This is a genomic window from Palleronia pelagia, assembly GCF_900110115.1.
Classification (GTDB): domain Bacteria; phylum Pseudomonadota; class Alphaproteobacteria; order Rhodobacterales; family Rhodobacteraceae; genus Palleronia; species Palleronia pelagia.
This window is the reverse complement of sequence record NZ_FOCM01000001.1, coordinates 764,917-783,544: the sequence shown is the minus strand read 5'-3', so window position 1 is coordinate 783,544 and position 18,628 is coordinate 764,917. Positions and strand designations below refer to the sequence as shown.

At 67.8% G+C, this 18,628-nt stretch carries 24 protein-coding genes; 9 read left to right on the top strand and 15 right to left on the bottom strand.

The annotated features are described in order from the left end of the window. The first annotated feature begins 108 nt into the window (after positions 1-108). Entirely contained in the window at positions 109-372 is a 264-nt protein-coding gene (locus BMX96_RS03790) for an usg protein (protein WP_091844291.1), read from the top strand. A 7-nt stretch (positions 373-379) separates the two neighbouring features. Here BMX96_RS03790 and speE read toward each other — a convergent pair whose 3' ends face one another. The 3 genes from speE to speD all read right to left on the bottom strand — a co-directional run bounded on the left by speE (position 380) and on the right by speD (position 2,323). Further along, positions 380-1,231, bottom strand: a complete 852-nt coding sequence (gene speE, locus BMX96_RS03785) for a polyamine aminopropyltransferase (RefSeq protein WP_091844290.1) — start codon at positions 1,229-1,231, stop codon at positions 380-382. Next, positions 1,228-1,734, bottom strand: coding sequence for a 2'-5' RNA ligase family protein (locus BMX96_RS03780; protein ID WP_091844289.1), 507 nt, complete (start codon positions 1,732-1,734; stop codon positions 1,228-1,230). The genes speE and BMX96_RS03780 overlap by 4 nt, the downstream gene beginning before the upstream one ends. 100 nt (positions 1,735-1,834) lie before the next feature. Then, complete coding sequence (gene speD, locus BMX96_RS03775; protein ID WP_073126039.1) at positions 1,835-2,323, bottom strand: adenosylmethionine decarboxylase; 489 nt, start codon at positions 2,321-2,323, stop codon at positions 1,835-1,837. A gap of 387 nt (positions 2,324-2,710) precedes the next feature. Between speD and rplM the strand changes: the two genes are divergently transcribed. The 4 genes from rplM to BMX96_RS03755 all read left to right on the top strand — a co-directional run bounded on the left by rplM (position 2,711) and on the right by BMX96_RS03755 (position 5,331). After that, positions 2,711-3,175, top strand: coding sequence for a 50S ribosomal protein L13 (gene rplM, locus BMX96_RS03770; protein ID WP_073126037.1), 465 nt, complete (start codon positions 2,711-2,713; stop codon positions 3,173-3,175). Next, the gene (gene rpsI, locus BMX96_RS03765) at positions 3,175-3,663 is read left to right on the top strand and encodes a 30S ribosomal protein S9 (protein ID WP_073126034.1); all 489 of its coding nucleotides are present in this window, start codon (positions 3,175-3,177) and stop codon (positions 3,661-3,663) included. Before rplM ends, rpsI begins: the two co-directional genes overlap by 1 nt. A 99-nt stretch (positions 3,664-3,762) precedes the next feature. Next, positions 3,763-3,981 (top strand): tautomerase family protein, encoded by a 219-nt coding sequence (locus BMX96_RS03760; protein WP_091844288.1) that lies wholly within the window; start codon positions 3,763-3,765, stop codon positions 3,979-3,981. Between the two features lie 66 nt (positions 3,982-4,047). Then, on the top strand, positions 4,048-5,331 hold the full coding sequence (locus BMX96_RS03755) for a PQQ-dependent sugar dehydrogenase (RefSeq protein WP_091844287.1): 1,284 nt from the start codon (positions 4,048-4,050) through the stop codon (positions 5,329-5,331). On the opposite strand, the gene trpE is transcribed toward BMX96_RS03755, so the two are convergent. The 4 genes from trpE to hemB form a co-directional block, all read right to left on the bottom strand. After that, positions 5,328-6,839 carry an anthranilate synthase component I gene (gene trpE / locus BMX96_RS03750; RefSeq protein WP_091844286.1) on the bottom strand — a complete coding sequence of 504 codons (1,512 nt, stop codon included), beginning with the start codon at positions 6,837-6,839 and terminating at the stop codon, positions 5,328-5,330. The genes BMX96_RS03755 and trpE overlap by 4 nt on opposite strands. Beyond that, positions 6,839-8,704 (bottom strand): peptidyl-prolyl cis-trans isomerase, encoded by a 1,866-nt coding sequence (locus BMX96_RS03745; protein ID WP_091844285.1) that lies wholly within the window; start codon positions 8,702-8,704, stop codon positions 6,839-6,841. The genes trpE and BMX96_RS03745 overlap by 1 nt, the downstream gene beginning before the upstream one ends. A gap of 87 nt (positions 8,705-8,791) precedes the next feature. After that, positions 8,792-9,349 (bottom strand): lipid-binding SYLF domain-containing protein, encoded by a 558-nt coding sequence (locus BMX96_RS03740; protein WP_073126023.1) that lies wholly within the window; start codon positions 9,347-9,349, stop codon positions 8,792-8,794. 133 nt (positions 9,350-9,482) lie between these two features. Further along, positions 9,483-10,475 (bottom strand): porphobilinogen synthase, encoded by a 993-nt coding sequence (gene hemB, locus BMX96_RS03735; protein ID WP_236736943.1) that lies wholly within the window; start codon positions 10,473-10,475, stop codon positions 9,483-9,485. Between the two features lie 118 nt (positions 10,476-10,593). Between hemB and BMX96_RS03730 the strand changes: the two genes are divergently transcribed. Then, the gene (locus BMX96_RS03730; protein ID WP_073126019.1) at positions 10,594-11,121 is read left to right on the top strand and encodes a component of SufBCD complex; all 528 of its coding nucleotides are present in this window, start codon (positions 10,594-10,596) and stop codon (positions 11,119-11,121) included. A gap of 17 nt (positions 11,122-11,138) precedes the next feature. On the opposite strand, the gene BMX96_RS19565 is transcribed toward BMX96_RS03730, so the two are convergent. The 4 genes from BMX96_RS19565 to hpt form a co-directional block, all read right to left on the bottom strand. Next, positions 11,139-11,315: a hypothetical protein gene (locus tag BMX96_RS19565; RefSeq protein WP_175481642.1), complete on the bottom strand. Its 177-nt coding sequence runs from the start codon at positions 11,313-11,315 to the stop codon at positions 11,139-11,141. Continuing rightward, positions 11,312-12,208, bottom strand: a complete 897-nt coding sequence (locus BMX96_RS03725) for a cytochrome c (RefSeq protein ID WP_091844283.1) — start codon at positions 12,206-12,208, stop codon at positions 11,312-11,314. The genes BMX96_RS19565 and BMX96_RS03725 overlap by 4 nt, the downstream gene beginning before the upstream one ends. Positions 12,209-12,218: 10 nt before the next feature. Next, a complete protein-coding gene (locus BMX96_RS03720) occupies positions 12,219-12,683 on the bottom strand; it encodes a c-type cytochrome (protein WP_091844282.1) in 465 nt (154 codons plus the stop codon). A 62-nt stretch (positions 12,684-12,745) separates the two neighbouring features. Further along, entirely contained in the window at positions 12,746-13,282 is a 537-nt protein-coding gene (gene hpt, locus BMX96_RS03715; RefSeq protein ID WP_091844281.1) for a hypoxanthine phosphoribosyltransferase, read from the bottom strand. Positions 13,283-13,346: 64 nt separating this feature from the next. Here hpt and BMX96_RS03710 point away from each other — a divergent pair, with 64 nt between their 5' ends. From BMX96_RS03710 to BMX96_RS03700, 3 genes are all read left to right on the top strand, one after another. Then, entirely contained in the window at positions 13,347-13,790 is a 444-nt protein-coding gene (locus BMX96_RS03710; protein WP_073126010.1) for a type II toxin-antitoxin system RatA family toxin, read from the top strand. A gap of 149 nt (positions 13,791-13,939) precedes the next feature. After that, the gene (locus tag BMX96_RS03705) at positions 13,940-14,476 is read left to right on the top strand and encodes a hypothetical protein (RefSeq protein ID WP_139209939.1); all 537 of its coding nucleotides are present in this window, start codon (positions 13,940-13,942) and stop codon (positions 14,474-14,476) included. 115 nt (positions 14,477-14,591) lie between these two features. Further along, positions 14,592-15,017 (top strand): hypothetical protein, encoded by a 426-nt coding sequence (locus tag BMX96_RS03700; protein ID WP_091844279.1) that lies wholly within the window; start codon positions 14,592-14,594, stop codon positions 15,015-15,017. Between the two features lie 80 nt (positions 15,018-15,097). Here the strand turns inward: BMX96_RS03700 and BMX96_RS03695 are convergent, their stop codons facing one another. The 4 genes from BMX96_RS03695 to BMX96_RS03680 all read right to left on the bottom strand — a co-directional run bounded on the left by BMX96_RS03695 (position 15,098) and on the right by BMX96_RS03680 (position 18,566). Continuing rightward, on the bottom strand, positions 15,098-16,276 hold the full coding sequence (locus BMX96_RS03695) for an ammonium transporter (protein ID WP_091844278.1): 1,179 nt from the start codon (positions 16,274-16,276) through the stop codon (positions 15,098-15,100). Between the two features lie 156 nt (positions 16,277-16,432). Next, positions 16,433-16,909, bottom strand: a complete 477-nt coding sequence (locus BMX96_RS03690; protein WP_091844277.1) for a CinA family protein — start codon at positions 16,907-16,909, stop codon at positions 16,433-16,435. Then, positions 16,906-17,397 carry a phosphatidylglycerophosphatase A family protein gene (locus tag BMX96_RS03685; protein ID WP_091844276.1) on the bottom strand — a complete coding sequence of 164 codons (492 nt, stop codon included), beginning with the start codon at positions 17,395-17,397 and terminating at the stop codon, positions 16,906-16,908. Before BMX96_RS03685 ends, BMX96_RS03690 begins: the two co-directional genes overlap by 4 nt. Next, complete coding sequence (locus tag BMX96_RS03680) at positions 17,394-18,566, bottom strand: bifunctional 2-C-methyl-D-erythritol 4-phosphate cytidylyltransferase/2-C-methyl-D-erythritol 2,4-cyclodiphosphate synthase (protein WP_091844275.1); 1,173 nt, start codon at positions 18,564-18,566, stop codon at positions 17,394-17,396. Before BMX96_RS03680 ends, BMX96_RS03685 begins: the two co-directional genes overlap by 4 nt. Between the last annotated feature and the right edge of the window lie 62 nt (positions 18,567-18,628).

Below are 18,628 nucleotides of genomic sequence, written 5' to 3'. Positions count from 1 at the left end.
CCATGGCAGCCAAGTCTGGAGAGTGATAACAAACTGTTTTCATTGACCTTTCATCGCGCCGTGGCAGCATCGAGGGGCAAGGGGGGCATTCTGTAAGGGGATCCCGTGATGACCGAAACCGAACTGATGCTGAAGGGCTATGGGCTGACGACCGCTGAATTCTACTACCGCATGCCGGATTATCGTAACGTTCTCAACAGCTTCGTCTGGCAGGACTACGATCTGGCGCCCGACCACCCCCGGTTGTTCGAATTCGTCGATTACTGGCAGCGCGAGATCGAGGGGCCGCTGCATTCCGTGCGCTTCACCCATCGCAAGATGATCGCGCCCGGCGAATGGCGGAACGTGACGGGGGAATTCAACCTGCACTAGCCGCGCATCAGGGGAACAATTTCTTCACGTAGCCGGGCAGGGCGAAGGCGGCCTTGTGGACTTCGGCGCTGTAGTAGCCGAAGTCGAGCCCGCTTTGCGCGACCCGGTCCGTGAGAAGCTCGAGCGGGACATGCCGCGCGTCGCTGTCGGTGCCCCAGCCGAAGGCCATGGGCCCCCCGGCATAGGTCGGCACGGTCGCGAGGTAGCAATAGGCGTCGGCGAACAGCGATCCGAAGGCGCGCAGCGTGCCCGTCAGCTCGCCGCCCTGCATGAAGGGCACACCGTTCTGGGTCACAAGGATGCCACCGGGTGCCAGCGCGCGCTTGGCGTGGCCGTAGAAATGGTCGGTGAACAGCACTTCACCCGGGCCCACGGGGTCGGTCGAATCGATGATGATGACGTCGAAGCCGCCATCGGTGGTCTTCATGAACTCGGCCCCGTCGGCGATCTGCAAATCGAGCCGCGGGTCGTCGAAGGCGCCGGCGCTGATCGACGGCAGGTATTCCTTCGAGAAATCCACCACGCCGCCGTCGATCTCGACCATGGTGACGCTGTCGACGGGATGGCGCAGAGCCTCGCGCGCCATGCCGCCATCGCCGCCGCCGACGATCAGCACCCGTTTCGCCGCGCCATGGGCGAAAATCGGCACGTGGGTCAGCATCTCGTGGTAGATGAAATTGTCTGCCTCGGTCACCTGCACCACGCCGTCCAGCGTCAGCACCCGCCCGAAGGTCGGGTTCGCGATCACGCGCAGGCGCTGGTGGTCGGTCTTGTTGTCGTAAAGCACCTCGGACACGCGCAGGGCCTGGCTGTGATCGTCGTGAAGGCGCTCGACGCTCCATCCGGTCATGTCGGTCATTCTCGGTCCCCCTGCAGCGGTACGGTTGCGATGTGTTCCCACGGTCCGCCGCGGTAGTGCCACAGGTGCAGCCGGTCCAAAAGACCCTGCCACGGTGAAAAACCCGCCCGCAGCGTGGCTTGGGCCGCCCGCGCGGTGTCCCGGTCCACCTTGTTCTGCACCGTCACGTGCAGCTTGCGGCCCCGGTCGTCGCTGTCGCTCAGGATCTCCTGCCAGCTTTTGCGCAACCGCTGCTGGAGCGCCTTGGCGGGCGGACATTCCAGGTCGATCGCGGCGCCGCCGCCGAAATCGAGGATGCCTGTGGCGGTGAAGGGCAGGGCGGGCCCGCGCCCCTCGGCAGCGAGATCGACCAGGATGCGCGGCAGGTGATCGGGCGGCAACTGCTGGAACAGGGTTACGTGAACCGGGATGAAATTGCGCGCCGCCGGGAAATGGCGCTGCCGGAGTGGTTCGAGCCGGGCGAAGCTGGCGGCGTCGAAGCCAAATGTCAGGATCATGGCCATGGCGCGCGATGTATTCCGGGACCATCGTCCGGCAATCGAGGGGCCGGAACGAAAACGGGGGGCCGTTGGCCCCCCGCTGGAAAACGCTGTCAGGCGGTGCTCAGGCGGCGACGGTTTCGGTCACCAGGCCATCGCCCCGCAGCAGTTCCTTCACCCGTACGTCGGGCGTGGCGAAGGCCTTCTTCAGCACGTCGACCGCCAGCCAGGGCTTGGCGTCGCCGCACATGAACACGTCGAACGCGCCATAGCCGATCTCGGGCCAGGTGTGCACGCTGATGTGGCTTTCGGCCAGCACGGCCACGCCGCTCACGCCCTGGGGGCTGAACTTGTGGGTGTGGATGTGCAGCAGAGTCGCGCCGCAGGTATCCACGCAGTCGCGGAACGCCTGCTGGATGCGGGCCTCGTCATCCAGACCGTGGCCGTTCACGACCTCGATAATCAGGTGACGGCCCGCGAAAACGCGGCCTTCGTCGTCACGAATGAAGTGATCGTCGCGCTCTTCGTCAAAAAGATCGCGTGCGGTGATGTCTTCCGCTTGGGCGCCTGTCTCCAGACCGATCCCCAGTTGGAAGAGGTTGGCTCCGTCCATAGGAACTCCCCTTTCAGCCAGTAGATTGAATCCGTGGGTCCTTAGCGCCCCCCCAGGTCGTATCGTATAACGTCGCCCGAAGTTGGGATCGTCCCCGCTCGTGAGGCGCACCTAACGATGGTGCCCCCACCGCGCAAGAGAAAATTTCCGAAAAATCTCGCGGCTGGCGGTCCGTTGCGGCGGGCGCACCCTCGAAGAGCCGGATTATTGGTGCAAATACATGGGGTAAAATGATACCTTAATTGTAAGGCATTGTTTGCGCTTATTTAAAACAGAAAGGTGCGCATTGACGCGGGTGGTCCCCGGTCTTAGAACCCCGCCATCGAACGCCACAGGCGGCAGAGCCTTCGCGCCCCGTCGCCCGGACATCCGAGAACAGGACCGACAATGAAAACCTTTACCGCTACTCCGGCGGATATCGAGAAGAAGTGGTACGTGATCGACGCCGAGGGCGTCGTTCTGGGCCGCCTTGCCTCGATCATCGCCATGCGTCTGCGCGGCAAGCACAAGCCGTCGTTCACGCCCAGCATGGACATGGGCGACAACATCATCGTCATCAACGCCGACAAGGTCCAGCTGACCGGTCGCAAGCGTGACAAGCCCAACTACTGGCACACCGGCTACCCGGGCGGCATCAAGTCCCGCACCACCGGCCAGATCCTGGAAGGCGCCCACCCCGAGCGCGTGGTCATGCAAGCCGTCAAGCGCATGCTGCCCGGCGGCCCGCTGAGCCGTCAGCAGATGACCAACCTGCGCGTCTATGCAGGCACCGAGCACGGCCACGAGGCCCAGAAGCCCGAGATCATCGACGTGAAAGCGATGAACTCCAAGAACACCCGGGAGGTCAAGTAATGGCTGAAGAAGTCACCTCGCTCGAAGAGCTGAACCAGGCCGTCTCGGGCAGCTCGGCCGAAGTCGAGTCCGAAGCCCCGCGTGAGCCCGTCCGCGACGAGCTGGGCCGGTCCTACGCCACTGGCAAGCGGAAGGACGCGGTCGCCCGCGTCTGGATCAAGCCCGGCTCGGGGAAGGTCACCGTGAACGGCAAGGACGTGAACGCCTACTTCGCGCGTCCCGTGCTGCAGATGATCCTGAAGCAGCCCTTCACCGTGTCGAACACCGAAGGCCAGTTCGACGTCATGGCCACCGTCAAGGGCGGCGGCCTGTCGGGCCAGGCCGGCGCGGTCAAGCACGGCGTGTCGAAGGCGCTTCAGCTTTATGATCCCAGCCTGCGCGGCGCGCTGAAGGCCGCCGGCTTCCTGACCCGCGACAGCCGCGTGGTCGAGCGCAAGAAGTACGGCCGCGCGAAAGCCCGCCGGAGCTTCCAGTTCTCGAAGCGCTAAGTCGCGTCCAACCGGACACACGAAAGGGACCGCCTCGGCGGTCCCTTTTTGCGTGCTGCTCTGATACTGTCGCCCTCGTGTCATGACTGGAGGGCTCCCATGCCGCTGATCGATATTCAGGTGATGGAAGGCGTGTTCGACGCCGCCGAGAAGGAAGCCATGATCGCCGAGGTGGTGGCCGGTTTCGGCCGCGTTGCCGGCGCCGCCATGGCCGATGCCACATCCGTGCGCATCCACGAGGTGGGCAGCGGCGCCTGGGGCGGCACCAAGGGCGTCTGGACGACCGAGCGCGCGCTGGCCTTGAAGGCCGAGGGCTGAGACTGGCCATCGCGGCGTCGCGCACCACCCTTCCGGTCAAGCTCTGACCGCGAAGGAGGTCTGCCGATGCCAGCGCCCCGTTTTCTTGCCGCCGGCCTTTTGCTGGCCCTCGCGGGCTGCGGTACGCCCCCGCCCGCGCCGATGTCCACGGTCACGGGACCGGACCCGCAATTGCCCGCGCCGCGGCAGGGCCTTTTGCCGACCGTCAACATCGCACCCGCCCGGGGGTGGCCCGCGGGCGAGACCCCGGTTGCCGCGGCGGGCCTGAAGGTTAACGCCTTTTACACCGGCCTCGACCACCCGCGCTGGATGCATGTTCTGCCTAATGGTGACGTGCTGGTGGCCGAGACGAACAAGCAGCCCGCGACGCCCACGTCGCTGCGCGGGGTGGCCGAGCGGATCGTCATGGGCATCGCCGGCGCCGAGGCCCCAACGGCGGACCGGATCAGCCTTCTGCGCGACGCCGATGGTGACGGCGTAGCCGAGGGGCGCACGGTCCTGTTGGAGGATCTGACATCGCCCTTCGGCATGGCGCTGTTGGAGGGGCACCTTTACGTCGCCAACACCGACGCGCTGGTCCGCGTGCCGTTCCGCGTGGGCCAGACCCGGGTGGACGCCACGCCCGAGGTCGCGGTGCAGCTTCCGGCAGGCGCGCCGAACCGGCACTGGACAAAGGGTCTGCTGGCGCACGAGGGGCAGCTTTACGTCTCGGTCGGGTCGAACTCCGACCACGGCGAGAACGGGCTCGCGGCCGAGCGGGACCGCGCCGCGATCTGGCGGGTCGACCCCGACACCGGCCGTGCGGTGGTCTTCGCACGCGGGCTGCGCAACCCGGTGGGCATGGATGCCGAGCCCGCGACCGGCGCGCTCTGGACCGTGGTGAACGAGCGGGACGAGCTGGGCGACAACCTGGTGCCCGATTACCTGGCGCAGGTGCGACCGGGCGACCATTTCGGCTGGCCATGGATCTATTTCGGCGACCGGCGCGATCCGCGGGTCGATGCGCCCGGGGCGCCCGCGGAGGTCGAACGGCCGGACTACGCGCTAGGCGCGCACGTGGCGCCACTGGGCCTGACCTTCGCCGATGGCGCGCGGCTGGGGCAGGGACCGGGCGCCTATGTGGGGCTGCACGGATCGTGGAACCGGGTGCCGGCCTCCGGCTACTCGGTGGTGTTCGTGCCCTTCACCGACGGTAACCCCGTGGGCCAGCCGCGCGACGTTCTGACCGGGTTCCTCGACGGTGACGAGAACGCTTTAGGACGGCCCGTGGGCGTCGAGATCGCGGCGGATGGCGCGCTGCTGGTGGCCGACGACGTGGGCAACACAATCTGGCGGGTCAGTCGCGACTAGCTGTTGCCCCGCCCGGCGAAGCGCGACGCATCCTCGGCCGCCCGGCGCAGGGCGCGGGACTTGTTGACCGTTTCCTGGAACTCGGCCTCGGGGTCGCTGTCGTAGACGACACCGCCGCCCGCCTGGATGTAGAGCTTCGCGTCCTTCACCACCGCGGTGCGGAGCGCGATGCACATGTCCATGTCGCCCCGTGCGCTGAAATAGCCCAGGCCGCCGCCGTAGATGCCGCGCTTTTCCGGCTCCAGCTCGTCGATGATCTCCATCGCGCGGACCTTGGGCGCGCCCGAGACGGTCCCGGCGGGAAGGCCCGCCAGCAGCGCCGACAGCGCGTCGTGATCGTCGCTGAGTTCGCCCACCACGTTCGACACGATATGCATCACGTGGGAATAACGCTCGATGATGAATTCCTCGGTCGGGCGCACGGTGCCGATCTTGCTGACCCGGCCCGTGTCGTTGCGGCCCAGGTCCAGCAGCATCAGGTGCTCGGCCAGTTCCTTCTCGTCCGAAAGCAGGTCCTTCTCGAGCGCCAGATCCTCTTCGGGCGTGGCGCCGCGCGGGCGCGTGCCCGCGATGGGGCGGATCGTGACCTGCCCGTCCATGACCCGCACGAGGATCTCGGGCGAGGCGCCGACGACCTGGAAACCGCCGAAATTGAAGAAGAACATGAAAGGCGACGGATTGGTGCGCCGGAGCGAGCGGTAAAGCGCGAAGGGCGGCAGGTCGAATTCCTGCGTCCAGCGCTGGGACGGTACCACCTGGAAGATGTCGCCGGCGGCGATGTATTCCTTGGCCCGCTCGACCGCCGACAGGTATTCGGCATGGCTGAAATTCGACACCGGCTCGCCCACGGGGGCCGAGTCGCCCAGGTCGCGCGCGTCGGCGGGGGTGGGGCGGTCCAGGTCGCGCAGCGCGTCCATCACCCGCTCCGCCGCCTGGGCATAGGCCGCGCGCGCCGACAGGCCCTGGCCGGCCCAGGCGGGGGCCACCACGGTCACCTCGCCCTTCACGCCGTCCAGAACCGCCACGACCGACGGCCGCATCATCAGCGCGTCGGGCACGCCGATGGGGTCGGGGTTCACGTGGGGCAGGCGTTCGACCAGCCGGATCATGTCGTAGCCCAGGTAGCCGAACAGGCCCGCGCTGGCGGCGGGCAGGTCGGCGGGCAGGTCGATGCGGGATTCGGAGATGACCTGGCGCAGGGTCTCCAGCGGATCGCCGGCCATGTCCTCCCACGCGTCGCCGTCGAACCGGGCCTGCCGGTTGACGCGGCTGTCGGTGCCCCGGCATTCCCACAGAAGGTCAGGCTTCAGCCCGATGATGGAATAGCGCCCGCGCACCTCGCCGCCGGTGACCGACTCCAGCATGAAGCTGTCGCGCCCCGCCTGGCCCAGCTTCAGCATCAGCGAAACGGGCGTGTCCAGGTCGGCGGCGATGCGGGCATAGACCACCTGGCTTTCGCCCGCCTCGTAGCCGGCGGCGAAGGCGTCGAAATCGGGCGTCAGCTTCATCAGTTGAACTGCTGGTTCACGGCGGTGACCGCCTGCTGGTTCAACTGGATGCCCTTCTGACGCTCCAGCGCGCCGGTGAACGCCTCGGTCACGTCCTGCGCGACGCCCTGTCCGGCCGACTGGCGCAGGTTGTCCTTGATCTCGGCAGCCTCGGGCGCGTCGGGGTCTGCGGGGTTCACCGCGTCCACCCGCAGCACGATGGCGCCCGTGTCGGTGGGCACGACGGCAAGGCCGCCTTCTTCGAGGTCGAAGGCGGTTTCCACCAGGCTGTCGGGCGTGTTCTCGAGGAAGGCATCGCGCAGGACGCCCAGCTCCTGCACGGCCGTGCCAGGCTGCTCGGAAAGCGCGGCGCCGCCCTCGGCCTCGGCGACAATGGACTCGGCCCGGTCGGTCAGGCGCGCGCGCTGCTCGGCGGCGTCCCAGGCCTCGATCACTTCGACCTCGACATCGGCGAGCGGTTGCAGGGTCGGCGGCACGATTTCGTCCACGCGCAGGGCGAACAGGCCGCCATCCTCGAGCTCGACCAGTTCGGGGAAATCGCCGGGTTCGGTCCGGGCCGCGGCCTGGCGGAAGGCCTCGTAGGCGTCGATATCGGCGCCGGTCACCGACGGCGTTTCGGGCGAGAACAGGATCTCGGCCGTCTGGAACGGCGTCTCGTCCCCGATCTCTTCCAGCGTGGCGCCACCGGCCAGCAGGTCCTCGATCGGCTCGCGCTCGACCTCGACGGCGCGGCGGGCGGCGTCGATGGCGAACTCGGCCCGCAGGTCGTCGCGCACGTCCTCGAACGGCGTCTCCTGCGCGCGCAGAATCGCGTTCACCCGGAAAAGCGCGGGACCCAGCCCGGTCTCGACGGGTCCGGCGATCCCGGTGGAGCCCAGGCCGAACACCGCGTCGGCGGCATCGGAGGACAGGTCGTCGCGCGCCACTTCGCCCAGGTCGACATCGTCCAGGCTCAGCCCGCGGTCCTCGACCAGTGTGTCGAAGTCGGTTTCGCCCGCCTCGATCGCGTCGGCGGCGGCCTGCGCGGCGTCGAGGTCGGAGAAGATAAGCCGTTCGACCAGCCGCCGTTCGGGCTGGTTGAACTCGGCCGAACGGTCCTCGTAGAGGCGGCGCAGCTCGTCTTCGGAGACGGGAAGATCGTCCACCAGCATCTCCGGCGTCAGCCACGCATAGGTGATGCGCTTGCGCTCGGGCAGGGTGAAGCGGTCGGGATTCTCGTCGTAGAAGGCCTGAAGGTCGGCGTCGCTGGGCGCCGGGATCGGCTCTTCCAGGTCGCTGCGGGTCAGGCGCAACAGGGTCAGGTCGCGGGTTTCCCGCGCGTAGCCATAAAGCGTGTCGACGAAAGTCTCAGGCGGCGCGATCCCGGCGACCACGGCGCCTTGCAGAAGGGTGCGCGAAATCTCGTCGCGCAGGCTCTGCTCGTATTCCGAGACGCTCAGCCCCGCGTTTTCCAGCGCGAATTCATAGGCTTCTCGGTCGAACTGGCCCGACACGCCCTGGAAGGCCGGTGTCTGCAGGACCTCGTCGCGGATTTCGGCGTCGCCCACCGAGATGCCGATGCTGTCCGCCTCGTCCTCGAGCGCGGCCAGCGCCACAAGCCGGCGCAGCACCACGCGGTCCAGCCCCAGCGATTGCGCCTGCTGGAAGGTCACGCGCTGCCCGGTCTGTGCCTCGAAGCTGCGAAGCTCCTGCTGCACCGCGCGGGCGTAGCGGTCGATGTCGATCTCGGTATCGCCGACGCTGCCGATCGATCGGGTCGAGCCGCCGAAGTTGGTCGCGCCGAACCCCGCCAGACCCACGATCAGCAACAGCAGGATGACCCAGACGATCCCCTTCGTGATCGGGTTGCCACCGCTTTTGGCCATGCTTGTCTCTCCGCCCGAATGAACCTTTCGGGCGGGCTTAATGGCTTCGCGCGCCGGTCGCAAGAAGCGGCCCGGACGCGGCCCCGTTTACGGGATGATGCGGGTGTATTTCGTGCCCTTCAGCGACGCGCCGGCAATCAGGCCGGCCTGCCCGAAGACCACGCCGATGACGGGGCTGAGCGACGTCGTGGTGCTGGCCTGCAGGTTGCCGCCCTGGTCGCGCAGCGCGTATTCGATATCCGCGCCAGCTTCGTACCCGGCCGAGTTGCGGAACGTGAACAGCGCGTCGTCGGTCATGAAGAACAGCACGTGGGCGTATTGCTGCGCGCCGATCTGGAAACCGACGCTGGCCTGCGCGGCCGAGTAGTAGTCGATGGTCATGCCGTCGACCAGAAGCGCGCCGCGCCCGTAGCTGCCGCCGACGCCAAGGCCCGCCTTGGTGATGAGCGGCATCACCAGCATGCCGGCGGCCTTGTCGCGCAGGTCCATGGTGCTGGGATACGTGTTGTAGAGATAATTGAGCGTCGATTGCACGCGTGCATCGATATTCGCGGCGCCGGGGCTGGAAATGCCGTTGCCGCAGCCGGCCAGCGCGACCGTGGCCGCGCCGCCTGCCAGGAATACCCGGCGGGTTTGGATGGTCATGGGGATGTCCCTTGTTACTGCCGTTGCCTGAGTGACGGCCTTATGTGACCGTTCTGCATCGCAGCTTATCGGCGGAAAGACGCCCTGTCACCTATAACCCTGCCCGATGGGCGATCCCTTGCCGTCCGGCGGGTCACGCTTGCAGCATACGGGCCACACGCGGGGCAAAATAGGTCAGGATCCCGTCGCAGCCCGCCCGCTTGAAGGCCGACAGGCTTTCGACCATCACCCGGTCGCCGTCGAGCCAGCCCCGCTCGGCGGCGCCCATGAGCATCGCGTATTCGCCGCTGACCTGGTAGGCGAAGGTGGGCACGCCGAAGGTGCTCTTCACCGCCGCGCAGATGTCGAGATAGGGCATCCCCGGCTTGACCATGATCATGTCGGCGCCTTCCATCAGGTCCCGCTCGACCAGGCGCATGGCCTCGTCGCGGTTGCCGAAATCCATCTGGTAGGTCTTCTTGTCGCCCTTCAGCGCGCCCGACGCCCCCACCGCGTCGCGGAAGGGTCCGTAGAAGGCCGAGGCGTATTTCGCGGTGTAGGACATGATCGCCACGTCCTTGTGGCCGTGCGACTCCAGCGCGGCGCGCATGGCGGCCACCCGGCCGTCCATCATGTCCGAGGGGCCCAGGATGTCGGCGCCCGCCTCGGCCTGGGCCAGCGCCATCTTCACCAGCGCGTCCACGGACTCGTCGTTCAGGATGATCCCGTCGCGCACGATGCCGTCGTGGCCGTTGGCGTTGTAGGGGTCCAGCGCCACGTCGGTCATGATCGAGATGTCGAGGCCGGCGTCGCGGATCGCGCGGGTGGCCCTGTTCGACAGGTTGTCGGGGTTCCAGGCCTCTTCGCACGCCTCCGTCTTCAGCGACGGATCGGTATAGGGAAACAGGCAGATCGCGGGGATGCCCAGGTCGGCGGCCTCGCGCGCCGTCTCGACCAGCAGGTCGATGCTCACCCGTTCCACCCCGGGCATCGACGGCACCGCGTCGCGCTCGTTCGTGCCGTCGCGCACGAAGATCGGCCAGATCAGGTCGTCGACGGTCAGGGTCGTCTCGCGCACCAGCGCGCGCAAGGCGGGCGTGCGGCGCAGGCGGCGGAAGCGGGCGGCGGGATAGGGGGCCTGCGTCATGGGCTTTCGGATCCATTTGCAACGATTTTCCGGGCATGGCTTGCGTTGCATGGATTTCCCCCCGGCTCAAGTGTAGGGCTTGGCCGAACCGCGACCGCAGCAACGCCCGAGGCCGAACTTGGACTGGTACGAAACCGTTTTCGAGCTGATCGACATGCGGTCGTTCTCGAATCTGTGGTTCTGGATCGCGCTGGCCGCCGTCTGGTCGACCGCCAGCCATTACGTCATAGGCGTCCCTTTCGACATGGTGCCGCGCGCCGCAAAGCATGGCGGCCAGTCCGAGCGTGACCTCGAGACGTTGGTGCAGATCCGGGTGAACCGGCTTCTGTTCATCGCGAAGGTGTCGGGCCTGTGGCTGGTGGCGCTGACCACCGCCGTTCTCTCGACGCTGTTGGTGCTGGGGTTCTGGTACGGGATCGAGTTCGCGCAGGCGGTCGCCCTGATCGCCGTGCCCATGACGCTTGTCGGGCTTCTGAGCCTGTCGACCGCGCGGCTGATCCACATGGCCGACCTGCATGGCGAGGCGCTGCGCAAACGGCTGATCCGCCACCGTCACGCGACGCAGGTGATCGGCATGATCTCGATCTTCGTGACCGCCATGTGGGGCATGTACCAGAACATGAACGTGGGCCCGCTGGGCGGCTGAGCGGCGAGCGCTGCCGGCTAGCGCGGCATCCGACCGACATTGTTGGGCGTCAGCCAGTCCGGCCAGCCCATGATCCGTTCGTAGGCGAAAAGCGCGATACACACGGCGATGATGGCCAGCACGAATTTCACCTGCTTCGCCGAGGGCGGGTTCTGCGCCCAGCGCTTTGCGCGCAGCATCCAGTGCAGGTTCATGGCTGGCCGGCCTCCGGTAGCGCCTTGAGATAGGCGACGATCGCGTCGATGTCGTCCTCGGGCAGTTGCGCGAGCTTGTCAATCACGGCCACCATGGACCCGCCCGCGCTGTCGTAATCCGGGGTGAGGCCCGAGGTCAGGTAGGCCCGGATATCCCCTGCCGACCAGTCGAGCTGCGCCGGCGTGATGCCCGGGATGCGGCCTTCGCCCGAGGGGTTCTCCGCCCCCGTCAGCCAGGCATCGACCCTGAGCCCGCCCAGCGCATTGCGCGGCGTGTGGCATTCGCCGCAATGGCCCAGCGCCTCGACCAGGTAGCGGCCCCGCCGGAGCGTGTCGTCATCGGCCACGCTGTCGGGCACCACCCAGTAGTCGCGCAGGAACAGTGGCTTCCAGAACCCCATGAGCCAGCGCTGGTTGAACGGGAAGGCAAGGTCGTGCGGCTGCGACGGCACTTCCGAGGCGGGCAGGGTGCGCAGATAGGCCACCATGTCCGCCATGTCGTCCGGCCGGGCCTTCACATAGGCGGTGTAGGGCAGCGAGGGGAAGTAGTGCGCGCCCGCGGGCGAGACGCCGTGCATCACCGCGTTGACGATCTGCGCATCGGTCCAGTCGCCGAGCCCGGCCGCGGCATCGGGCGAGATGTTGGGCGCGTAGAATGTGCCGAAGGCGGTTTCGAACGCCTCGCCGCCGGACAGGACGGGCGGGCCGTCCTCCTCGGTGTCGGGGGCGACGTGACACGACGCGCAACCGGCGGCGGCGAAGACGCGCGCGCCGGCCTCGGAATCGCCCTGGGGCAGGGCGGCGGCATCGGCCAGCGGGGCCGGGACCGTCACCGCCCAAAGCGCCGCGGCGATGCCAAGCGCGGCGGCACTCGTCCAGAGGATCAGGCGCATGGGCTTCGGATCACTCGCGCGGTTTGCGATAGTCCTCGTGGCAGGCGCCGCAGGCCTGTCCCAGCGCCTGCATGTTGGCCTGGACCTGCTCCACCCCGTCGCCGGCCACCGCGGCCATCGCCTCGGCCGCCGCGTTCAGCTCGTTGGTCAGCGCCTGGTAGTCGTCCATCTGCTCGAACAGCACCGGCAGGGCCCGCGAGTCCTCCATCTCGTCGCTGCTGGTGCCGGCGGGGTAATATCCGGCCTGCGTCATCGCGGACAGGGCCACCAGCCGGTCGGCGGCGGCCTGCGCCAACGCGGCGTCGTATTCGCGGTCGCCCTTCGCCATGTCGCCCAGTGTGCCCAGGTTGAAGCCATAAAGCTGCATGTGTTGCTTTCGGGCCTTCACCGGGCCCTCAAGGTTGGCCTGCGCCGTTGCCGACACGGCGACGAGAATGCCCGCCACGACGGTGATCTGTCCGAAATAACGTTTCATATTGCCTCCGATCAAAATGATCGGATCAGGCTAACACGGATCGCGACCCTGCCAACGCGCGATTACGTGAACCGCACCGTGCCGATATAGGGCAGGTTCCGGTTCCGCTGGGCATAGTCGATGCCATAGCCCACGACGAACTCGTCTGGGATCTCGAAGCCGGTCCAGGTGGCCTTCACGTCGACCTCGCGCCTTGCGGGCTTGTCCAGAAGGGCGATGGTTTCCAGTCGCGCGGGCGCGCGGGCGCGCAACAAGCCCAGCACGTGATGCAGGGTAAAGCCGGTATCGACGATATCCTCGACCACCAGCACGTCACGCCCCGCGATCTCGCCGCGCAGGTCCTTTAGGATGCGCACCTCGCGGCTCGACTCGGTTGAGTCGCCGTAGGACGACGCTTCGAGGAAATCGACCTCGACGGGCAGGTCCAGCTCGCGCACCAGGTCGGCGATGAACACGAACGAGCCGCGCAGAAGCCCCACCACCACCAGTTTCGAGGTGCCGGCGAAATGGCCGCCGATCTCGTCCGCCAGCGCCTCGATCCGCGCGGCGATCTGCTTGGCCGAGATCATCTCGTCTATCACGTAGTTGGGCTGAGCCATCGAGTCCCCTTGAAATCACCGGGCCTCAGGCGACATTTACCGCACTCACTGCCCGAAGGACCTTATGCCCAGCCATCACGAGACCCGCAAGCTGCCCTACACGGCGCAACAGATGTACGATCTGGTGGCCGACGTTGAGAGCTATCCGAAGTTCCTTCCCTGGACGGCCGCGGCGCGCATACGCTCGCGCAAGCCGATCGAGGGTGGCGAGGTGATGGAGGCGGACCTCGTGATCAGCTTCAAGGTCTTCCGCGAACGCTTCGGCAGCCGCGTCACCCTGCGCCCCGACGACATGAAGATCCATACCGAGTATGTCGAAGGGCCGTTCAAGCACATGAATTCGACCTGGACCTTCCGTGACCTAGACCAGGGCTGCGAAGTCACGTTCGACGTGGATTTCGAGTTCAAGAGCCGCATCCTCGGCTCGGCGGCGAACATGTTCTTCAACGATGCCATGCAGCGAATCGTGCGGGCGTTCGAGCGGCGGGCGGCCGAGCTCTACGGCTGATTGCGGCGCGATCCGGGCGCGGCGCCCGCAACCCTTGGGCGAAAGACCCTGTTTTTATGGACAGGTGCACGGGATAGGTGCGGTTCTGACACCGTCTCGCCGCATTCCTCGGCCCTAAGCGCGGGCGGGGGCGTTAAGGGTAATATGTGATGATTAGTTCAATCTTGTCTCGTCCGATCTATTCGCCGCCGCCGGAGCAGCCCGCTGCGTCGGCGCCCGCACCGCAGACCGAGCCCGAGCCTCAACCGACGACCGAAAACAAGACCGGCACCGACACGAACGCCACGAACCCGACCGACGGGGCAGGAGGCGCCGAGAAGACGGCCGCCACCCAACCGGCCCCGTCAGAAGCACCGGCGACGACCGCGCCGAAGCCTCAATCCCCGGGCGAGATCGTGGTCAGCGCGCAGGTCGCGGCCGAAGCCGAAGGCGGCCCCGACATGTCGCAGCTGCGCCGTGAGGCCGAGGCGGCGCGCCAGAGCTATCTGTCCGACGCCCTGATCTCGAGCGTGGCCAGCGCGGCCGAGGCCAAGAGCCCGCTGACCGAAATCGCCGACAAACCCAAGGCGGAGGCCGACGCCGCGGCGGGCCCGGCCGCGTCGAACGCCAACGCTGCGCTCGCGGCAGCAGATGCGGATCCCGCGAACCAGAACCGCGAACCGCGCGGGATGGACATGACGATCTGATCCCGTGGCGGCAGGGCCCTGAGCGGCCCGCCGCCACTCTTCATCCGCAATCGCCCCAGAATCGCCATTTTTCCGCGCTAAGGATGCAGATGGTGGGGCCGTGCAGGAGTTAGTCATGGTCTTTTCCGTGCCCCCGAATTCCCCTGTATCGGACCGCTGGTCCGAGATGATGAAATACATCGCGTCGAAGCCTGTGCCCTTCGTCTCGGCCGCCGAGCCCGCGAAGGACGCCCTGTCGCAGGGCAAGGCCGCCGACGCGGCCAGCCTTGCGCGACAGGCAAGCGTTGTGGACGGCACCGCCTCCGCCGACCCGGCGGCCAAGCCCGAACGGGCCGCGCCGTTGCCGACGGGCGACACGTCGCTGGTGTCCTCCGGACCCCCGGCGAGCACGGTCACCAAGGGCATGGGCCAGGTGCGCCGCGAGTCGGTGGCGATCACGCTGGCCCTGGCCGGATCGGTCGCCGAAAGCCCGCCCGCCAAGGCCTATCCCAAGCCCGATACGGCCGCGAACGCGCCCCGCGGGGTCGACATCAAGGCCTGATCGCACCGGTCCGGAAATCGGAAAACGGGCGCCCGATCCCTCGGACGCCCATCCCATCCTTGCCGTCCTTTACAGGCCCGTCACGAGGCCATGTCGTAGGCCCGCTCGCCGTGCACCGCGAGGTCGAGGCCGTTGGTCTCGGTCTCGGGATCGACCCGCATGCCGATGACGGCCTTGCAGACCAGCGCGATCACCACCGTCATGACCACCGTGAAGACGCCCACGATCGCCAGCGCGCCCAGTTGCGCGGCCCATGTGCCCGCGCCGAACCCCGCGATCATGATCGTGCCGAAAATCCCGCCGACACCGTGAACGGCGAACACGTCGAGCGTGTCGTCGATGCCCATCCGGTTGCGGATCAGGTTCACGGCCTCCTGGCACAGAACGCCGGCGATGCCGCCGATGATCAACGCCTCGACAGGGCCGACGAAACCGCTGGCCGGCGTGATCGAGGCCAGCCCCGCGATGGTGCCGGTGACGATGCCCACCAGCGACGCCTTGCCGTGCTTGATCCGCTCCCACAGCGCCCAGCTCAGCGACGCGGCGGCGGCCGAGACATGGGTGACGGTCAGGGCCATGGCCGCGCCGCCATCGGCGGCCAGCTGCGATCCGCCGTTGAAGCCGAACCAGCCCACCCACAGCATGGCGGCGCCGATCATCACCATGCCGGGGTTGTGCGGCGGCTTGGACCGGTCGCGCCGGGCGCCCAGCATCATCGCGATGACCAGAGCGGCCAGCCCGGCGGTCTCGTGCACAACCACGCCGCCGGCGAAATCCTTCACGCCGGTCTCGCCGAGGATGCCGCCATCCGACAGCATCCCGCCGCCCCAGATCCAGTGCACCACCGGCGCATAGACCAGCAGCATCCACAGCGACGAGAACAACAGCACGAAGCCGAAGCTGATGCGCTCGACGAAGCAGCCGACGATCAGGGCGGGCGTGATGATGGCGAAGGTCATCTGGAAGGCGAAGAACAGGACCTCGGGCAGGGTGCCCGACAGGCTGTCCGCCGTAACGCCCGCCAGGAACATCTTGCCCAGGCCACCCCAGATCGCGTTGCCGTCGCCGAAGGCGATGGAATACCCGGCGACCAGCCACAGGATGCTCATCAGGCAGGCGATGGCATAGCATTGCATGAAGACGCTCAGCACGTTTCGGGCCCGCACGAGCCCCCCGTAAAACAGCGCCAGCCCCGGCAGCGTCATGAACAGCACCAGCGCGGTGGCGACGATGATCCAGGCGGTATCCGCTCCGACCATGGGTTTTCCTCCCTCGTTACACAATCGCGGTGCATGAAGCGTGCGATTGCCGCGAAAGGAAGCAGGGCGGCGCCCAAGGACTGGGCGGTTTGCGAAGTGCGGTTTATTTAGGCGGCAATGGCGGGTTTCGCCCGCGAAACGGGCGGCGCGCGAACGTCAGGCCGGGCCGCTCAGCGCCCCGAGCAGCAGGGTCAGCGCGTGGTCGCGGGTGGCCGCGCGCACGCCGTCCCGTCCCAGCGGTCCGAACCGCACCGTTTCCGTGCGGGTCCCTGCGGGACCTGCCACCCCGAAACACACCATGCCCTCGGGCTTGGCCTCGGTTCCGCCGGGGCCGGCCACCCCCGTCACGCTGACCGCCAGGTCGGCGTCGGAGGCTTGCCGCGCGCCCTCGGCCATCTCGCGCGCGACCGGTTCGCTCACCGCGCCATGGGTCTCGAGCGTTTCCGCCCGGACCCCCAGCATGGCGATCTTGGCGGCGTTGGAATAGGTGACGAAGCCGCGGTCGAACATCTCGGACGCGCCGGGCGGATCGGTCAGCGCCGCCGCGATCATGCCGCCTGTGCAGCTTTCGGCCGTGGCGACCGTCACGCCCTTTTGTCGCGCGAGATCAAGGATCTGCGCGGCGAGGCTCATGCCAGCATCACCCCGTGGGCGATGGCGGCCAGCACCACGACCCCGAGCGCGGCGAAGATCCCGGCGATGACGTCGTCCAGCATCACGCCCAGCGGGTCGCCGCGCCGGTCGGCCCATCCCACCGGCCCGGGTTTCCAGATGTCGAACAGCCGGAACAGCAGGAACGCCGCCACCCAGCCCGGCCAGAGCGCGAGGATATCGGCACCGGTGCGCATGGCCCCGAGGCTAAGCGGCAGGATGGCTATCCACTGGCCCGCGACCTCGTCGATGACGATTTCCGAGGGGTCCTTGTCGGCGCTGCCCGCCGTGCGAGCGCGCGTCGCCGCCCAGCCCCCGAAAAAGGCGGCGGCGATGCCGAGGACCAGGGCCACGGGACCGCCCGCCAGGTGCAGCGCCCAGCCTACCGGCAGCGCGGCGAGTGAGCCCCAGGTGCCCGAGGCGGGGCGCAGAAGGCCCACGTAGAAGAACGTCGCGACCAGCCGGTTCATCGTGCCACCAGCGTCGCGGTGGCGATGGCGGCAATGCCTTCCTCGCGCCCGGTGAAACCGAGGCGTTCCGAGGTCGTGGCCTTCACGGACACGCGGTCCGGCGCAATGCCCAGCAGCTCGGCCACGCGGGCAGCCATCTGGGGCGCGTGCGGGCCGACCTTCGGCCGTTCGCACACCAGCGTCACGTCGACATTGCCGATGGCGAAGCCCCGCGCCGTGGCGCGGTCGCGCGCATGGACAAGGAAGATATCGCTCTCGGCGCCTTTCCAGCGGGGATCGGAAGGCGGGAAATGTTGCCCGATATCGCCATCGGCCAGCGCGCCGTAGATGGCGTCGGTGATGGCGTGCAGCCCCACGTCGGCGTCGGAATGACCCAGCAGCGCGCGGTCATGCGGGACCGAGACGCCACACAGCGTGACGTGGTCGCCCCCGGTGAAGGCATGAACGTCATAGCCGTTGCCCAGCCGGATATCGGTGATCGGATCGCCCATGCGTCCCCTTAACAGTCTTTCGGCGCGGGCGAAATCGGCCGGGCCGGTGATTTTCAGGTTGTCCGGGTCGCCCGGCACGATGGTCACGTCCAGCCCGGCGGCCCGCGCCACCGCCACGTCATCCGTGGCGCCCCCGGGATGGGCGCGATGGGCGGCGAGGATCGCGTCGAAATGGAAGCCCTGCGGGGTCTGCGCGCGGAACAGCCCGTCGCGGTCGCGGGTGCCGGTCACCCGCCCGTCCCGTCCGGTCCAGAGCGCGTCGGTGACGGCAAGGGCAGGGGCGGCCGCCGGACCCTTCTCCAGTACAGCGAGAACGCCGTCGATCAATCCGGGCGAGACAAGCGGGCGCGCGGCGTCGTGGATCAGCACGAAATCGGGCGCGACCTCTGCCAGCGCCTCGAGCCCGTTCAGAACCGATGCCGCCCGGTCGGGTCCGCCCGCGACGGCGTCCATGCGGCAATCCTCGCGCGCGGTATAACCTGCGGCCATGGCCATGTCGTCGGGGTGGAGCACCAGCACGATCCGGTCGCAGCGCGGGTGGCCCGCGAAGGCGTCCAGCGTGTGGGCCAGCACGGCGCGTCCGGCGAGCGGGCGCCATTGCTTGGGTGCACCGGGACCGGCCCGAACGCCTCGGCCCGCCGCGACCACGACCACCGCGACGGATGCCTGTGCGTTCATGCCATTCCCTTAACCTTTTCGGCGGGCAGTCTTAGGCAGCGGTCCCGTGGCTGGCAATCCCA

Coding starts and splice junctions, on each gene's coding strand:
- BMX96_RS03690 (WP_091844277.1), bottom strand. CDS start 16,909: ATGAGCCTCGCCGCGCAGATCCTTGATCTCGCGCGACAAAAGGGCGTG.
- rpsI (WP_073126034.1), top strand. CDS start 3,175: ATGGCTGAAGAAGTCACCTCGCTCGAAGAGCTGAACCAGGCCGTCTCG.
- BMX96_RS03760 (WP_091844288.1), top strand. CDS start 3,763: ATGCCGCTGATCGATATTCAGGTGATGGAAGGCGTGTTCGACGCCGCC.
- BMX96_RS03695 (WP_091844278.1), bottom strand. CDS start 16,276: ATGGTCGGAGCGGATACCGCCTGGATCATCGTCGCCACCGCGCTGGTG.
- BMX96_RS03700 (WP_091844279.1), top strand. CDS start 14,592: ATGGTCTTTTCCGTGCCCCCGAATTCCCCTGTATCGGACCGCTGGTCC.
- BMX96_RS03725 (WP_091844283.1), bottom strand. CDS start 12,208: ATGCGCCTGATCCTCTGGACGAGTGCCGCCGCGCTTGGCATCGCCGCG.
- BMX96_RS03780 (WP_091844289.1), bottom strand. CDS start 1,734: ATGGCCATGATCCTGACATTTGGCTTCGACGCCGCCAGCTTCGCCCGG.
- BMX96_RS03710 (WP_073126010.1), top strand. CDS start 13,347: ATGCCCAGCCATCACGAGACCCGCAAGCTGCCCTACACGGCGCAACAG.
- BMX96_RS19565 (WP_175481642.1), bottom strand. CDS start 11,315: ATGAACCTGCACTGGATGCTGCGCGCAAAGCGCTGGGCGCAGAACCCG.
- BMX96_RS03790 (WP_091844291.1), top strand. CDS start 109: ATGACCGAAACCGAACTGATGCTGAAGGGCTATGGGCTGACGACCGCT.
- BMX96_RS03740 (WP_073126023.1), bottom strand. CDS start 9,349: ATGACCATCCAAACCCGCCGGGTATTCCTGGCAGGCGGCGCGGCCACG.
- hemB (WP_236736943.1), bottom strand. CDS start 10,475: ATGACGCAGGCCCCCTATCCCGCCGCCCGCTTCCGCCGCCTGCGCCGC.
- BMX96_RS03705 (WP_139209939.1), top strand. CDS start 13,940: ATGATTAGTTCAATCTTGTCTCGTCCGATCTATTCGCCGCCGCCGGAG.
- speD (WP_073126039.1), bottom strand. CDS start 2,323: ATGGACGGAGCCAACCTCTTCCAACTGGGGATCGGTCTGGAGACAGGC.
- trpE (WP_091844286.1), bottom strand. CDS start 6,839: ATGAAGCTGACGCCCGATTTCGACGCCTTCGCCGCCGGCTACGAGGCG.
- rplM (WP_073126037.1), top strand. CDS start 2,711: ATGAAAACCTTTACCGCTACTCCGGCGGATATCGAGAAGAAGTGGTAC.
- BMX96_RS03745 (WP_091844285.1), bottom strand. CDS start 8,704: ATGGCCAAAAGCGGTGGCAACCCGATCACGAAGGGGATCGTCTGGGTC.
- speE (WP_091844290.1), bottom strand. CDS start 1,231: ATGACCGACATGACCGGATGGAGCGTCGAGCGCCTTCACGACGATCAC.
- BMX96_RS03755 (WP_091844287.1), top strand. CDS start 4,048: ATGCCAGCGCCCCGTTTTCTTGCCGCCGGCCTTTTGCTGGCCCTCGCG.
- BMX96_RS03685 (WP_091844276.1), bottom strand. CDS start 17,397: ATGAACCGGCTGGTCGCGACGTTCTTCTACGTGGGCCTTCTGCGCCCC.
- BMX96_RS03720 (WP_091844282.1), bottom strand. CDS start 12,683: ATGAAACGTTATTTCGGACAGATCACCGTCGTGGCGGGCATTCTCGTC.
- hpt (WP_091844281.1), bottom strand. CDS start 13,282: ATGGCTCAGCCCAACTACGTGATAGACGAGATGATCTCGGCCAAGCAG.
- BMX96_RS03680 (WP_091844275.1), bottom strand. CDS start 18,566: ATGAACGCACAGGCATCCGTCGCGGTGGTCGTGGTCGCGGCGGGCCGA.